Raw genomic sequence first — 15,673 nt, 5'->3', positions numbered from 1 at the left:
AACTGGGTTTTGTAATGAAGATCGGTAAACTGCCCAGAGCTTAGTCTGGAGAGTTAAACCATGGTCAACAGGTGGCGTGTGCAAGAAGCCGCACGAGAAATTCGCGCAGGCGCGGTGATTGCCTATCCAACCGAGGCGGTCTGGGGCCTGGGCTGCGACCCTTGGAACGAAGAAGCGGTGGACCGGCTGCTGGCGATCAAAAATCGCTCGGTGGACAAGGGCCTGATCCTGGTTGCCGACAATATTCGCCAGTTCGATTTTCTGTTTGAAGACTTCCCCGATGCGTGGATCGAACGCATGGCGAGCACCTGGCCGGGGCCGAATACCTGGCTGGTGCCTCATCAGGATTTGTTGCCGGAATGGGTGACCGGCGTGCATGACACGGTGGCGCTGCGGGTCAGCGATCACCCATTGGTGCGGGATTTGTGTTCACTGGTGGGGCCGTTGATTTCCACCTCGGCCAACCCTCAGGGCCGCCCGGCTGCCCGCACGCGGATTCGCGTGGAGCAGTATTTCCGCGGCCAGGTGGACGTGGTCTTGGGTGGCGCCTTGGGCGGGCGCAAGAACCCCAGCCTGATCCGTGACCTGGTGACGGGCGATGTGGTGCGTCCGTCGTAGTGCTTTTGTGGCGAGGGCGCTTGCCCCCTCGCCACAACGGGCAGTCAAGGCAGCAAAATCGTCGAGCCCGTGGTACGCCGCGCCGACAACTCCGTCTGCGCCTTCGCCGCGTCTGCCAGCGGATACCGCTGGTTGATATCAATGCGCACCTTGCCGCTTTTGATCATCGAAAACAGATCGTCCGCCATCATCTGCAGGTTTTCCGCATTGTTGGAGTACGTCGCCAGCGTGGGCCGGGTGACGTACAGCGAGCCTTTTGCCGACAGAATTCCCAGGTTCACCCCATCTACGGCGCCTGACGCATTGCCGAAGCTCACTACCAGCCCACGTGGCGCGACGCTGTCGAGGGAGGTCAGCCAGGTGTCCTTGCCGACGCCGTCGTACACCACCGGTACCTTTTTGCCGTCAGTCAATTCCAGCACGCGCTGTGCGACGTTTTCCTTGCTGTAGTCGATGGTTTCCCATGCGCCGAGGGATTTGGCCACGGCGGCTTTTTCCGCCGAGCTGACGGTGCCGATCAACTTCACGCCCAGGGCCTTGGCCCATTGGCAGGCCAGGGAACCCACGCCACCCGCTGCGGCATGGAACAGGATGGTTTCGCCACCCTTCAGTTCATACGTCTGGCGCAGCAGGTATTGCACGGTGAGGCCCTTGAGCATGGCACCGGCGGCTTGTTCGAAGCTGATGTCGTCCGGCAGGTGCACCAGGTTGGCGGCGGGCAGCACGTGGAATTGGCTGTAGGCACCCAGTGGGCCGCTGCCGTAGGCCACGCGGTCGCCGACCTTGAATTGGCTGACTTCGCTGCCGATGGCATCCACCACGCCGGCGCCTTCCGCCCCCAGGCCCGATGGCAAGGCCGGCGGTGCGTACAGCCCACTGCGAAAATAGGTGTCGATGAAGTTCAGGCCAATCGCCTCGTTACGCACTCGAACCTGTTGCGGGCCAGGCTCTGCCGGCGTGTAGTCCACATATTCAAGTACGTCGGGGCCACCATGGGCACTGAACTGGATACGTTTGGCCATCTTCCTTCTCCTTGGGTCGAATTCGCGTAGCCCCCTATCGGACTCCTAAGCTTGATCCTCGTCAACTGCGGTGAACCTGGGTGCAGTGCTATCCTGTGCGCCCATTTGCCGCCGAGGCCCCTGGCCTCGCGTAGCGCTGCCCGATTCAAGGTGATGTCATGACTACTCGCACCGAGGCTGTCAAAGCCTACCTGCTCGACCTGCAAGACCGCATTTGCAGCGCCCTGGAAACCTTCGAGACGGATACTCGCTTTATCGAAGACGCCTGGACCCGGCCTGCCGGCGGCGGCGGTCGCACCCGTGTGATCGCAGACGGCACGGTGATCGAAAAAGGCGGCGTTAACTTTTCCCACGTCTTTGGTAGCGGCCTCCCACCCTCCGCCAGCGCGCATCGTCCTGAACTGGCGGGTCGCGGCTTTGAAGCCCTTGGCGTGTCCCTGGTGATCCACCCGCACAACCCCCATGTACCGACTTCCCACGCCAACGTACGCTTTTTCATCGCCGAAAAAGAAGGCGAAGAGCCGGTATGGTGGTTCGGTGGCGGCTTCGACCTCACGCCCTACTACGGCAACGAAGAAGATTGCATCCACTGGCACCGCGTAGCCGAGCAGGCCTGTGCGCCGTTCGGCCCGGACGTGTACGCGCGCTACAAGGCGTGGTGCGACACGTATTTCCATATCAAGCACCGCAACGAGCCACGTGGCATCGGCGGCCTGTTCTTCGATGATTTGAACGAGTGGGGGTTCGACACCTGCTTCGCCTTCATCCGCGCCATCGGCGACGCTTACATCGACGCTTACCTGCCGATCGTGCAGCGCCGCAAAGCCATGGCCTATACCGCGCAGCAACGCGAATTCCAGGAATTTCGCCGTGGCCGCTATGTTGAATTCAACCTGGTCTACGACCGGGGCACCCTGTTCGGCCTGCAATCGGGCGGGCGTACCGAGTCGATCCTTATGTCGCTGCCGCCGCAAGTGCGCTGGAGCTACGACTGGAAGGCCGAAGCCGGCAGCGAAGAAGCACGCCTCACCGATTACTTCCTGCAAGACCGCGACTGGCTCGGCCTTGCCGCGCCCAAGGCGGCCGTCTGATGGATAAATATGTCGTCTTCGGCAACCCCATCGGTCACAGCAAGTCGCCGCTGATACACCGCCTGTTCGCCGAGCAGACCGGCGAACAACTGGACTACAGCACCTTGCTCGCGCCGCTGGAGGATTTCACCGGCTGCGCTCGTGAGTTCTTTGTGCAAGGCCGTGGCGCCAACGTCACCGTACCGTTCAAGGAAGACGCCTACCGGCTGGCCGACAGCCTCACCGAACGCGCTCAACGCGCTGGCGCGGTAAATACCTTGAGCAAGTTGGCCGACGGCACCTTGTTGGGCGATAACACCGACGGCGCGGGCCTGGTGCGTGACCTGACGGTAAACGCCGGGTTGAGTCTGCAAGGCAAACGCATCCTGTTGCTGGGCGCCGGTGGCGCGGTACGCGGGGCGCTGGAGCCGTTGCTGGCCGAGCGGCCTTCTTCGTTGATCATCGCCAACCGCACCGTGGAAAAGGCCGAGAGACTCGCCGAATTGTTCGATGACCTTGGCCCTGTGTCCGCCAGCGGTTTCGACTGGCTGCGTGAGCCGGTGGACGTGATCATCAACGCCACGTCCGCCAGCCTGTCAGGCGATGTACCGCCGATTGCCGGCAGCCTGATCGAACCGGGCAAGACGTTCTGCTACGACATGATGTACGCCAAGGAGCCGACTGCGTTTTGCCGCTGGGCCAGCAAGCAGGGGGCAGCGGTGGCGATGGACGGCCTGGGCATGCTGGTGGAACAGGCGGCTGAAGCTTTCTTCCTGTGGCGCGGTGTGCGCCCGGATTCGGCGCCTGTATTGGCGCAGATGCGCCGCCAGTTGGCCTAACGCCTATCCAGAGTGGGCACAGTCATCATGTGGGAGCGGTGTGTCAGTCAAAGAGATTTAGACTGGTCCACCTATATCGGGAGCAAGCCCCACATTTTTTAACCGCGTTCAGTCTTCAAAATGGATGGGGCACTTATCGGCCCCCTCCAGCTTCTTCAACTCATCCACCACCTGCGGCCTGGCTCGGCGCAATGTCAAACTGCGTCCAAGACCGCGCAACCGCCGTGCCTCCTGGTGCAGCATTTCCACCCCGGAATAGTCGATAAAGTTGATCTGCTGCGCCTCGATCACCACCCTTTCGCCCTGCAGGCTTTGCAGGCGCACCTGCAGATAGTGGCTGGCACCAAAAAAGATCGAACCGCCGACCCGCAGCACGTCTTCGTCTCCATCTCGCCATTGTTGAACCCGCGGCTGCGAGGTGCGCTTGAGGTAAAAAAACAGCGAGGCCAACACGCCGGCATAGATCGCTGTTTGCAGTTCCAGCAGCAAGGTGGCGACACAGGTGAGGCTCATCACCACAAACTCGGCGCGGCTGACCCGGAACAGCGCGCGGATGCCGCGATGGTCCACCAGGCCCCAGCAAATCAACAGGATGCTCGCCGCCATGCTCGGAATCGGGATATGCGCGATCAACGCCGCGCCAAACACTGCAAACAGCGCCACCCACAACGCCGAAAACACCCCGGCCAACGGCGAACAGGCCCCGGCTTCATAGCTCAGGCCTGAGCGGGTAAAGGAACCAGCCGACACGTAACCGGAGAAAAATCCGCCGACGATGTTGGATAAACCCTGCGCACGTACTTCTTGATTGGCGTCGAGCAATTGCTGTGAACGGGCCGACAGCGAGCGCGCAATCGACAGGCTGGTCACCAGCCCCAGCATGCCCACCGCCACGGCACTGGGTAGAAGGCGCAGGATCATGTCCAGGTCCATTGGCAACGGGCTGAACGGCGGCAGTTTGCCGATAAACGAACTGACCCGCGCCACGTGCCCGAATACCGCCGGCCACAGCCATGCGGCCAGGCTGCTCAATGCCAGGGCAATCAATAACGTCGGCCAGCGTGGCACCAGAGACTTAAGCAATGCACCCACCAGCAACGTGCCCAGGCCCAGGGCCAGTGAGGCGTGGTCCCACTCGCCGCTATGGTCGATCAGCGCCAGCAGGCTGTTGATCGCCGTGGCCTGGCTCGGCAAAACCAGGCCCAGCAGGTTGGGCAACTGCCCAAGGGCGATCACCACGGCGGCGCCGAGGGTGAACCCCAACACCACCGAATGGGAGACGAAGTTCACCAGCGCACCGAAGCGCAGCATGCCCAGCAACCACTGGAAAACGCCTGCGAGGAAGGTAAGCAACAGGATGAGCGTGATGTAGTCCTGTGACCCAGGGACGGCCAGCGGGCTGACGCTGGCGTAGAGCACGATGGAAATCGCCGCCGTGGGGCCGCAGATCAGGTGCCAGGACGAACCCCACAGACACGCGATCAGCACCGGGATGATGGCGGCGTACAGGCCATATTCCGGTGGGAGGCCGGCGATCAATGCGTAGGCAATCGACTGCGGCAACGCGAGCACGGCGCCGCTGAGGCCGACCATCGCGTCCCGGCCGACGCTGGCGCGGGTTTGGCGCGGCAGCCAACTCAGGAAAGGAAAGAGTGTGTGGCGGTAGGGCCGGGGCATTTATAACTCGGCTGAAAAGGTTTGACTCAAGGGTATCAGTACACGCCAATCCCTGTGGGAGGGGGCTTGCTCCCTCCCACATTGGGACAGTGTCAGGCCTTAGAGCTTGGCTTTGACCGCCGCCAGCGCATCCTGGCCATCCACGGTTTTTACGCCCTCCAGCCATTTGTCCAGCACCGCCGGGTTGGCCTTGATCCACGCCTTCGCCGCCTCGGCATTGCTGAGCTTATTGTTGGCCACCTGCGCCATGATGCTGTTCTCCATCTCCTGGGTGAAACTCAGGTTGGTCAGCAGTTTTCCTACGTTCGGGCAGGCCTGGGCGTACCCTTTGCGGGTCAGGGTGTACACGCTACCGGTAGCGCCAAAATATTTCTCGCCGCCCTTGAGGTAGTGCATTTTCAACTGCACGTTCATCGGGTGCGGCGTCCAGCCGAGGAAGGTGACAAAGCGCTGTTTCTTCACTGCCCGGGACACTTCGGCGAGCATCGCCTGTTCGCTGGACTCGATCAGCTTCCACTGGCCCAGGTCAAAGTCGTTCTTCTTGATGATCTCCTGCAACGAGATGTTCGCCGGCGCGCCGGAGCCAATGCCGTAGATCCTCTTGTCGAACTTGTCGGCGAATTTGTTCAGGTCGGCAAACTCATGCACACCGGCGTCCCACACGTAGTCCGGCACGGCGAGGGTGAACTCGGTGCCGTCGAGGTTCTTGGCCAATTGCACGACATCGCCATTGGCCACGAACTTGTCGTAGAACCCCTGCTGCGCCGGCATCCAATTGCCGAGGAACACATCCACCTGGCCGTCCTTGAGCCCGCCGAAGGTAATCGGCACCGCCAGGGTGTCGACCTTGGCCTTGTAGCCCATGCCCGTCAGCAGAAAACCGGTGATGGCGTTGGTCGCGGCGATGTCGCTCCAGCCGGGATCGGCCATTTTCACTGTTTCGCAGCTGGCGTCCGCGTACACGTTGGCGCTGCTTAACGCCAGAATGCCCAGCACTACCGTTAACTTTTGCATGGCCTTCCCTCTGTATTTATTGGTTTTGGCAGGGTTGTGGATAACGTGCCTTGCGCTCCAGGTCGTCGAGGTCGATATGGTTGCGCATGTATTGCTGACTGGCGTCCACCAGCGGCTGGTGGTCCCAGCTCTTCAGCTTGCCCAGGGTCAGCGCCTCGAATACCAGGCGACGGCGGCGTTGGCTGGCGAGTACCTGCTGATGGATCGCCGGGATGTCCCATTTGGCCCGCGCCTCGTTCAGGAAGGCTGCAAACAGCGCCCGATGCTGTGGCGACTGGCTGAGCTCTTCCTGCTCCCCTGGGTCGTTGTGTACGTCGAACAGTAGACACGGGTCGTCTTCGCTGTAGATGAATTTGTAGGCGCCCCGGCGAATCATCATCAGCGGGCTGATAGTGCCTTCGGCCATGTATTCGCCGAACACTTCGTCGTGCCCGCCCTGCCCTTGCAAATGCGCCACCAGCGAGCGCCCGTCCAGCGGCAGGCGTGGGTCCAACTCGCCGCCGGCCAGCTCCACCAGCGTGGGCAACAGGTCGGCGGTGGACACGGCTTTTGATACGCGCCCCGCCGCAAACTGCCCCGGCGCACTGACCAGCAGCGGCACGCGGGCGGCCATTTCAAACCAGTGCATTTTGTACCAGAGGCCACGCTCGCCGAGCATGTCGCCATGGTCGCCGGAGAACACAATGATGGTGTCGTCGGCAAGGCCGGTGTCTTCCAGGGTCTGCAACAGCCTGCCGACGTTGCTGTCGATGTAGCTGCAGGCACCGAAGTAGGCGCGGCGTGCATCGCGGATCTTATCCACAGGCAGCGGCTTGTCCCACAGGTCGTAGACCTTGAGCAGGCGCTGGGAATGGGGGTCGAGATCACACTGTGCCGGGGTTGCGGGCAAAGGGATGTCGCTCTCGTCGTACAGGTCCCAGAACGGCTTGGGAATGGTGTACGGGTCGTGGGGATGGGTCATCGACACGGTCAGGCAGAACGGTTGGTCGCCGTCCTCGCGAATATGGTCGAACAGATACTGCTGCGCCTTGAACACCACCTCTTCGTCGAAGTCCAGCTGGTTGGTGCGCAGGCATGGCCCGGCTTGCAGCACCGAGGACATGTTGTGGTACCAACTGGGGCGTACGTGCGGCTCATCCCAATTCACCGCCCAACCATAGTCGGCGGGGTAGATGTCACTGGTCAGGCGCTCCTCATAACCGTGCAACTGGTCGGGGCCGCAAAAATGCATCTTGCCCGACAGCGCGGTGCGGTAGCCGAGGCGTCGCAGGTAGTGCGCATAGGTGGGCACATCGGCGGGAAAATCCGCCGCGTTGTCATAGGCGCCGATCTTGCTCGGTAATTGCCCGCTGACCAGCGTGAAGCGCGACGGCGCGCACAACGGGCTGTTGCAATAGGCGGCGTCGAACACAACGCCCTGCTCGGCGAGGCGGCTCAGATTCGGCAGCTTGATGGGCGAAGAACCGTAGAACGGAAGCAGCGGCGCGGCCATTTGATCGGCCATGATGAAAAGAATGTTCTTGCGCTTCATGGGGGCTTGGCATTCCATAGGCGGTGTTTATGCCAGTGAGCATGCAGCCCATGGAAAATGGGGTAAAGCCCATGAAAAGCAATGTCTAGGATAAGCACAGCTTATGTATGAAGCCCTTGGCGATGTGTCCCTCGACCTGCTGCGCGCGTTTGAAGCCGCAGCCCGTCATCGCAGCTTTACAGCGGCGGCCATGGAGCTGGGCACCACCCAGCCGGCGATCAGCCAACAGATCAAGTGCCTCGAGGAACAACTGGCGATTCGCCTGTTTGATCGCATCTACCGCGGCATTGAGCTGACCGACGCCGGCGCCTTGCTGTTCGAGCATGTGCAAGGCGGTTTGCAAACCATCAACCAAGGTCTCAGCGCGATCACTCAGCAGGACCAGCACGAAGTGCTGCAAGTGGCCACCGACTTTGCCTTCGCCGCCTATTGGCTGATGCCGCGCCTGCATCGCTTCCACCAGGCCAACCCGCACGTGGATGTGAGCCTGGTCACCAGCGAGCGCAACCATGCCACCTTGCGCAGCGATATCGACGTAGCGGTGCTGTTTGGCGATGGCCGTTTCAAACAGGGCGACAGCCTGTGGCTGTTCAACGAAGAAGTATTCCCGGTGTGCAGCCCGCAGTGGCTCAAGGACCAGGCCACACCGCTGACCTTGCACAATTTGCACGATGTTCCTTTGCTGCACCTGCGCCAGGAAAACAACAGCCAATGGTTCGATTGGAGCGGTGTATTCCGCGAACTGGGTATCACCGCCGCCCCCACGCCTGGCCAACTGCGCTTCGATAACTACACCTTGCTGATCCAGGCGGCGATTGCCGGCCAGGGCGTGGCCATCGGCTGGCGGCATTTGGTGGATAACCTGCTGGAGCAGAACTGGCTCTGCCGACCGATCAGCAACACGGTCATCTCGCGTTTCGGCTATTACGTGGTGCAGCCCCAGCGCAAACGTCGCGGGCAGTTGGTTGAGCGTTTTGTCGATTGGCTGGTGGCGGAGCAGGCCAGCAGCGCGCAGTCATTGACCGGGCTGGCCCTGCCGTCGATTGCGGTCTAGCATCTGGCGCACAGTGGATCCGGAGTTCCTCATGCAACGTATCAAGGGCTATCACGCCCACATCTACTTCGATGCCAATACGATCGATCAGGCGCGCAGCCTGTGTGAAGACGCCGCAACACTGTTCCCGTTGCGCATGGGGCGCGTGCATGAGCGCCCCGTCGGCCCGCACCCGGACTGGAGCTGCCAGCTGGCGTTCGACGCCGAATACATCGGCGTGGTGCTGCCGTGGCTGGCGCTGCATCGCGATGGGCTGGTGGTGTTCCTGCACCCTGAAACCGGCGATGAGCTCAAGGACCACACCGATCACGCCATCTGGCTGGGCGCGATGCGTACGCTGGATCTGTCTGTTTTTTAACCCTCTTCTCGATGTGCAACCCCCTCAATTTCTGTGAAGGAGAGCGGGATTTCTGCGGTCGCATCCCAATATATGGGATTGATATTTATATATTGAGATGTCGCCAGGCTTAGGTTTATATTCGCCCATCTGCTTTTTTCAGCACCCACTCATTTCAGGTGAAGCGATGCAGGCGCAATTGATCGCGCTCGATTGGGGAACCAGCTCCCTTCGTGCTTACAAACTCGGCCCCGCAGGCGTGGTGCTGGAACAACGCTCACTGGCGTCAGGCATCATGCATCTGCCCACAGAAGCCCGGAAGATCGCCGGCGTGCTGTGCAGCGATGGCTTCGAATTGGCCTTTGATGCGGCCTGCGGGGATTGGCTCGACGCTGAACCTGGCTTGCCGGTGATCGCCTGCGGCATGGTTGGCAGTGCCCAGGGCTGGAGCGAGGCGGCGTATCGCACTACCCCAGTCGATGTCGCAAGCCTGGGCCAGGCACTGCACAACGTGCGCAGCCTGCGCGGTGTCGAGGTGCATATTGTGCCCGGTGTGATCGAGCAGGTCGGCTTGCCCAATGTGATGCGCGGCGAAGAAACCCAGGTGTTGGGTGTGTTGCAGGGGCTGGGGGCCGAAGTGTTGATTGGCCTGCCGGGCAGCCATTCCAAGTGGGTCGAGGTGGTGGGCGGCCGCATCACCCACTTCGACACCTTTATGACCGGCGAAGTGTTCGCGGTGTTGAGCAAGCACAGCCTGCTGGGCCGTACCCAAAAGCCTTCCGAGACATTCCAGGCCGCGGCCTTTGACCGGGGCGTGCAGGTGGCGCTGTCCGACGAGGGCGCGCGGGGTGTGCTGTCGACGCTGTTCAGTGCGCGCACCCTCGGCCTGACCGCCGCCCTCTCGCCGGAACAGCAGCCCGATTACCTGTCCGGCCTGTTGATCGGCCACGAACTCGCGGGCCTGCCGGGCCGCGCAAAACACATGCCGATCATCCTGGTCGGCGCCGCCCCCCTCTGCGCCCGCTATCAACGCGCCCTCGCCCTGTGCGGCTTCGCCCCTGTCAGCCTGGCGCAGGAAGCCACCGAGCGCGGCCTGTGGCAACTGGCCGTGGCGGCCGGGCTCATTCAACCTGTATCGGAGGCCTGACATGCTCAAGCAAGCACTCGCACAAAACGGTTTGATCGCGATCCTGCGCGGTGTACGCCCGGACGAAGCCAAGGCTGTCGGCCAGGTGCTGTACGACGCCGGTTTTCGCGTGATCGAAGTCCCGCTCAATTCGCCGGACCCTTACACCAGCATCCGCACCCTGCGTGACAGCCTGCCCGCCGATTGCCTGATCGGGGCCGGTACGGTGTTGACGCCTGAACAGGTTGAGCAGGTGAAAGCCGCTGGCGGCCAGGTGATCGTCATGCCCCACAGCGATGCCAAGGTACTGCGCGCGGCCAAGGCGGCGGGCCTGTACCTGTCGCCGGGTGTGGCCACGCCCACCGAAGCCTTCGCCGCATTGGCCGAAGGGGCCGATGTGTTGAAGCTGTTCCCGGCCGAGCAAATGGGCCCGGCGGTGATCAAGGCGTGGCTGGCGGTACTGCCGCAGGGCACGTTGCTGCTCCCGGTGGGCGGCATTAACCCGGACAACATGCAGGTGTTCACCGACGCTGGCGCCAAAGGGTTCGGGCTGGGGTCCGGGTTGTTCAAGCCGGGCATGACCGTGGATCAGGTCGCGAGCCGCGCCCAGGCGTACGTCGCCGCCTGGAAAGCCCTGAGCCGAGATTAAATTCCGCGCCCACAGGCGCCGCATCGATAAGAGAGATAACAGATGAAAATCACCAAACTGACGACCTTTATCGTCCCGCCGCGCTGGTGCTTCCTCAAGGTCGAAACCGACCAGGGCGTGACCGGTTGGGGTGAGCCCGTGGTCGAAGGCCGCGCTCACACCGTGGCCGCTGCCGTTGAGGAACTGTCCGACTACCTGATCGGCAAAGACCCACGCAATATCGAAGACATCTGGACCGTGCTCTACCGGGGCGGTTTCTACCGCGGCGGCGCCGTGCACATGAGCGCGCTGGCCGGTATCGACCAGGCGCTGTGGGACATCAAGGGCAAGGCCCTCGGCGTTTCCGTCAGCGACCTGCTCGGTGGCCAGGTACGCGACAAGATCCGCGTGTATTCGTGGATCGGTGGCGACCGCCCGGCCGACACCGCCCGCGCGGCCAAAGAGGCGGTGGCCCGTGGCTTTACCGCCGTGAAAATGAACGGCACCGAAGAATTGCAGTTCGTCGACAGCTTCGAAAAAGTCGACCTGGCCCTGGCCAACGTGGCGGCCGTGCGTGATGCGGTCGGCCCTAACGTCGGCATCGGCGTCGACTTCCATGGCCGCGTGCACAAGCCCATGGCCAAGGTGCTGATGAAGGAGCTGGACCCGTACAAGCTGATGTTTATCGAAGAGCCCGTGCTCAGCGAAAACTACGAAGCCCTCAAGGAACTGGCGCCGCTGACCAGTACTCCGATCGCCCTGGGCGAGCGCCTGTTCTCGCGTTGGGACTTCAAGCGTGTGCTCAGCGAAGGCTATGTTGACATCATCCAGCCGGATGCTTCCCACGCCGGCGGCATCACCGAAACCCGCAAGATCGCCAACATGGCCGAAGCCTACGATGTGGCCCTGGCCCTGCACTGCCCACTGGGCCCGATTGCCTTGGCCGCTTGCCTGCAACTGGATGCGGTTTGCTACAACGCGTTTATCCAGGAGCAAAGCCTGGGCATTCACTACAACGAGAGCAACGACCTGCTCGACTACGTACGTGACCCCGGTGTGTTCGACTACGACCAGGGCTTTGTGAAGATCCCCAACGGGCCGGGCCTGGGCATCGAGATCAACGAGGAATACGTGATCGAGCGCGCCGCTATCGGCCACCGCTGGCGCAACCCGATCTGGCGCCATGCCGACGGCAGCTTTGCCGAGTGGTGATTCCCTCCTGAAGGAACACGGTTAAACATGTGGCAGGGGGCTTGCTCTCTTCCACATTTTGATTCGGTTTCATCAGTAAGTCCGTCCTCAATAAACATAAAAAGAGGCACTTCCCATGCACCCTGAATCCCTCACCGGTCAGGCTTCTTTAGTCACGCCTAGCCGAAAGCGCTTTTTCATCATGGTGCTGCTGTTCATCACCGTGGTCATCAACTACCTCGACCGCAGCAACCTGTCGATTGCCGCCCCGGCGCTCACCAGCGAGTTGGGCATCGACCCGGTACACGTCGGCCTGATTTTCTCCGCGTTCGGCTGGACCTACGCGGCCATGCAGATCCCGGGTGGCTGGCTGGTCGACCGCGTGCCGCCGCGTATCCTCTACACCGCCGCGCTGCTGTTGTGGTCCATCGCCACGGTAATGCTCGGCTTTGCCGCCAGCTTCATCGCGCTGTTTGTGCTGCGCATGGCCGTCGGTGCGTTGGAAGCGCCGGCTTACCCGATCAACAGCCGTGTGGTCACCACCTGGTTTCCCGAGCGCGAGCGCGCAACGGCGATTGGCTTTTATACCTCCGGGCAATTCGTCGGGCTGGCGTTTCTCACGCCGGTGCTGGCGTGGCTGCAACATGAGTTCGGTTGGCACATGGTGTTTGTCACCACCGGCGGCGTCGGCATCCTGTGGGCAGTGATCTGGTACGCGGTGTACCGCGAGCCGAAGGACTTTAAAGGCGCCAACCAGGCTGAAATCCAGTTGATCCGCGACGGCGGCGGCCTGGTGGACATGCAGGCGCAAACCGCCAAGGCGCCGTTCAGTTGGGTGGACCTGGGTATCGTGCTGAGCAAGCGCAAACTCTGGGGTATCTACCTTGGGCAGTTCTGCCTGAACTCCACGCTGTGGTTTTTCCTGACGTGGTTTCCGACCTACCTGGTGAAGTATCGCGGCATGGACTTCATCAAGTCCGGCCTGCTGGCGTCGTTGCCGTTCCTGGCGGCGTTTGTCGGTGTGCTGTGTTCCGGGGTTTTTTCCGACTGGCTGATTCGCCGGGGCGCCTCGGTGGGCTTTGCGCGCAAGTTGCCGATCATTGGCGGGCTGTTGATTTCCACGGCGATCATCGGCGCCAACTACGTGGACTCGACGGCGTGGGTGATTGCGTTCCTGGCGGTGGCGTTCTTCGGGAACGGGCTGGCGTCGATTACCTGGTCGCTGGTATCGACCCTGGCACCGGCACGGTTGCTGGGCCTGACCGGCGGCGTGTTCAACTTCATCGGTAACCTGTCGGCGATTGCCACGCCGATCGTGATCGGCTTTCTGGCCAGCGGCGATTCGTTTGCGCCGGCGATCACCTACATCGCCGTGCTGGCGTTGTTGGGGGCGCTGTCCTACATATTGCTGGTGGGCAAGGTCGAGCGGATCAAGCTGGACGAATAAACGGCGGCGAGGGAGCAGGCTCCCTCGCCACGGCAAGCCTTACTTGCGTGCGTTGCGCACGCCTTCGGCCAGCGCCGCGCAATGGCTCAACACGCCATCAATCGCCTGCTGTTCGTTGCCGGCGTTGGCGATGTGATCGATCAGCGCCGAGCCCACCACCACGCCGTCGGCCAGGCGCGCGATGGCCGCCGCTTGTTCCGGCGTGCGGATACCAAAGCCGATGCTGATCGGCAGGTCGGTATGGCGGCGCAGGCGGGTCACGGCTTCTTCGACATGTTCCAGCGTGGCGGCGCCGGCACCGGTCACACCGGCGACCGACACGTAGTACACAAAACCGGAGCTGCCGTTGAGGACGGTCGGCAGACGCACGTCGTCGGTGGTCGGGGTGGTCAGGCGGATAAAGTCGATGCCGGCGGCCTGGGCCGGGTCGCACAGCTCGCCGTTGTGCTCGGGCGGCATGTCGACCACGATCAGGCCGTCGACGCCGGCCGCTTTGGCGTCAGCGATAAACGCCGGTACGCCGTATTTGTGGATCGGGTTGAAGTAGCCCATCAACACCAGCGGGGTGTCGTTGTTGTCTTTGCGGAACTCGCGGACCATCTGCAGGGTTTTCGCCAGGTTTTGCTTGGCTTCCAGCGCGCGGATGTTGGCGAGCTGGATGGCTGGGCCGTCGGCCATCGGGTCGGTGAAGGGCATGCCCAACTCGATCACGTCGGCGCCGGCGGCCGGCAAACCCTTGAGGATCGCCAGGGAGGCGTCGTACCCCGGGTCGCCGGCGGTAACGAAGGTCACCAGGGCGGCGCGGTTTTGTTCTTTAAGCTGGGCAAAGCGCGTTTGCAGGCGGCTCATCAGTGTTTCTCCTGCTTGGACTGTTCCATGTGGTGCATCACGGTCTGCATATCTTTGTCGCCACGGCCGGACAGGTTGACCACCATCAGGTGATCCTTGGGCAGGTTGGGTGCGCGTTTGAACACTTCGGCCAGGGCATGGGCGCTTTCCAGTGCAGGAATAATCCCTTCCAGGCGGCAGCATTTATGGAAGGCTTCCAGGGCTTCGTCATCGGTCACCGAGGTGTATTGGACGCGGCCGATATCATGCAACCAGGCGTGTTCCGGGCCGATACCTGGGTAATCGAGGCCGGCGGAAATCGAGTGGGCGTCGATGATCTGGCCATCGTCGTCTTGCAGCAGGAAGGTGCGGTTGCCGTGCAGCACGCCCGGTACGCCGCCGTTGAGGCTGGCGGCGTGCTTGCCGGTTTCGATGCCGTGGCCGGCGGCTTCAACGCCGATGATCTCTACGCTGGTGTCGTCCAGGAACGGGTGGAACAGGCCCATGGCGTTGGAACCGCCACCGATGCACGCCACCAGGCTGTCCGGCAGGCGGCCTTCCTGGGCTTGCAACTGAGTACGGGTTTCTTTGCCGATCACCGCCTGGAAGTCGCGCACCATCGCCGGGTACGGGTGCGGGCCGGCCACGGTGCCGATCAGGTAGAACGTGCTGTCGACGTTGGTCACCCAGTCACGCAGGGCTTCGTTCATTGCGTCCTTGAGGGTGCCGGTGCCGGCGACCACGGGGATCACTTCGGCGCCCAGCAGCTTCATGCGGAATACGTTGGCCTGTTGGCGCTCAATGTCGGTGGTGCCCATGTAGATCACGCATTGCAGGCCAAAGCGCGCCGCCACGGTGGCGGTGGCTACGCCGTGCATGCCGGCGCCGGTCTCGGCGATGATGCGTTTTTTGCCCATGCGCCGCGCCAGCAGGATCTGGCCGATGCAGTTGTTGATCTTGTGCGCGCCGGTGTGGTTGAGCTCTTCGCGCTTGAGGTAGATTTTGGCGCCACCACAGAACTCGGTCAGGCGCTCGGCGAAGTACAGCGGGCTCGGGCGACCTACGTAGTCGCGCTGGAAGTAGGCCAGCTCCTCGTTGAACGCCGGATCGATCTTGGCCGCTTCGTATTCGCGGGCCAGGTCGAGGATCAACGGCATCAGGGTTTCAGCGACATAACGGCCGCCAAACGCGCCAAACAGGCCGTTGGCGTCGGGGCCGTTGCGTAGATCGGTCTGGGACTGATTCATGGGACGCTCCAGGGAAGAAGGGGTGTAGGAAACAATGAGGGCCA

General features: G+C 62.3%; 15 protein-coding genes. 9 read left to right on the top strand and 6 right to left on the bottom strand.

The genetic code is table 11. The features are described 5' to 3' along the window. Window positions 1–60 precede the first annotated feature (60 nt). Window positions 61–618: an L-threonylcarbamoyladenylate synthase type 1 TsaC gene (locus AB4N98_RS12420; protein WP_017528696.1), complete on the top strand. Its 558-nt coding sequence runs from the start codon at window positions 61–63 to the stop codon at window positions 616–618. A 44-nt stretch (window positions 619–662) separates the two neighbouring features. Here the strand turns inward: AB4N98_RS12420 and AB4N98_RS12415 are convergent, their stop codons facing one another. Next, window positions 663–1,640 carry a quinone oxidoreductase family protein gene (locus AB4N98_RS12415; protein WP_460149484.1) on the bottom strand — a complete coding sequence of 326 codons (978 nt, stop codon included), beginning with the start codon at window positions 1,638–1,640 and terminating at the stop codon, window positions 663–665. Between the two features lie 158 nt (window positions 1,641–1,798). Here AB4N98_RS12415 and hemF point away from each other — a divergent pair, with 158 nt between their 5' ends. After that, a complete protein-coding gene (hemF, locus tag AB4N98_RS12410) occupies window positions 1,799–2,731 on the top strand; it encodes an oxygen-dependent coproporphyrinogen oxidase (RefSeq protein ID WP_017528698.1) in 933 nt (310 codons plus the stop codon). Beyond that, the gene (aroE, locus tag AB4N98_RS12405; protein WP_065879209.1) at window positions 2,731–3,549 is read left to right on the top strand and encodes a shikimate dehydrogenase; all 819 of its coding nucleotides are present in this window, start codon (window positions 2,731–2,733) and stop codon (window positions 3,547–3,549) included. The genes hemF and aroE overlap by 1 nt, the downstream gene beginning before the upstream one ends. Window positions 3,550–3,657: 108 nt before the next feature. Here aroE and AB4N98_RS12400 read toward each other — a convergent pair whose 3' ends face one another. The 3 genes from AB4N98_RS12400 to betC all read right to left on the bottom strand — a co-directional run bounded on the left by AB4N98_RS12400 (window position 3,658) and on the right by betC (window position 7,771). Then, complete coding sequence (locus tag AB4N98_RS12400; protein WP_065879208.1) at window positions 3,658–5,226, bottom strand: SulP family inorganic anion transporter; 1,569 nt, start codon at window positions 5,224–5,226, stop codon at window positions 3,658–3,660. A 99-nt stretch (window positions 5,227–5,325) separates the two neighbouring features. Then, complete coding sequence (gene choX / locus AB4N98_RS12395; protein WP_065879207.1) at window positions 5,326–6,240, bottom strand: choline ABC transporter substrate-binding protein; 915 nt, start codon at window positions 6,238–6,240, stop codon at window positions 5,326–5,328. 16 nt (window positions 6,241–6,256) lie between these two features. Beyond that, complete coding sequence (gene betC / locus AB4N98_RS12390) at window positions 6,257–7,771, bottom strand: choline-sulfatase (protein ID WP_068937958.1); 1,515 nt, start codon at window positions 7,769–7,771, stop codon at window positions 6,257–6,259. 103 nt (window positions 7,772–7,874) lie between these two features. Here betC and AB4N98_RS12385 point away from each other — a divergent pair, with 103 nt between their 5' ends. The 6 genes from AB4N98_RS12385 (at window position 7,875) to AB4N98_RS12360 (ending at window position 13,554) form a co-directional block, all read left to right on the top strand. Then, window positions 7,875–8,825, top strand: a complete 951-nt coding sequence (locus AB4N98_RS12385; RefSeq protein ID WP_460149481.1) for a choline sulfate utilization transcriptional regulator — start codon at window positions 7,875–7,877, stop codon at window positions 8,823–8,825. A 31-nt stretch (window positions 8,826–8,856) separates the two neighbouring features. Further along, window positions 8,857–9,183, top strand: a complete 327-nt coding sequence (locus tag AB4N98_RS12380; RefSeq protein ID WP_017528704.1) for a DOPA 4,5-dioxygenase family protein — start codon at window positions 8,857–8,859, stop codon at window positions 9,181–9,183. Window positions 9,184–9,349: 166 nt separating this feature from the next. Beyond that, a complete protein-coding gene (locus AB4N98_RS12375; protein ID WP_065879204.1) occupies window positions 9,350–10,309 on the top strand; it encodes a 2-dehydro-3-deoxygalactonokinase in 960 nt (319 codons plus the stop codon). A gap of 1 nt (window position 10,310) precedes the next feature. Then, window positions 10,311–10,937 (top strand): 2-dehydro-3-deoxy-6-phosphogalactonate aldolase, encoded by a 627-nt coding sequence (locus AB4N98_RS12370; protein WP_017528706.1) that lies wholly within the window; start codon window positions 10,311–10,313, stop codon window positions 10,935–10,937. Between the two features lie 42 nt (window positions 10,938–10,979). Then, on the top strand, window positions 10,980–12,128 hold the full coding sequence (dgoD, locus tag AB4N98_RS12365) for a galactonate dehydratase (protein WP_003170741.1): 1,149 nt from the start codon (window positions 10,980–10,982) through the stop codon (window positions 12,126–12,128). Between the two features lie 115 nt (window positions 12,129–12,243). Next, window positions 12,244–13,554: an MFS transporter gene (locus AB4N98_RS12360; RefSeq protein WP_065879203.1), complete on the top strand. Its 1,311-nt coding sequence runs from the start codon at window positions 12,244–12,246 to the stop codon at window positions 13,552–13,554. Between the two features lie 39 nt (window positions 13,555–13,593). Here the strand turns inward: AB4N98_RS12360 and trpA are convergent, their stop codons facing one another. Beyond that, complete coding sequence (gene trpA, locus AB4N98_RS12355) at window positions 13,594–14,403, bottom strand: tryptophan synthase subunit alpha (protein ID WP_065879202.1); 810 nt, start codon at window positions 14,401–14,403, stop codon at window positions 13,594–13,596. Further along, window positions 14,403–15,629, bottom strand: a complete 1,227-nt coding sequence (gene trpB, locus AB4N98_RS12350; protein WP_068937957.1) for a tryptophan synthase subunit beta — start codon at window positions 15,627–15,629, stop codon at window positions 14,403–14,405. Before trpB ends, trpA begins: the two co-directional genes overlap by 1 nt. Between the last annotated feature and the right edge of the window lie 44 nt (window positions 15,630–15,673).

The sequence above is a fragment of the Pseudomonas sp. S3_E10 genome (genome assembly GCF_054667615.1).
The sequence above is the reverse complement of the archived record's forward strand: the minus strand, read 5'-3'. Positions and strand labels throughout refer to the sequence as shown.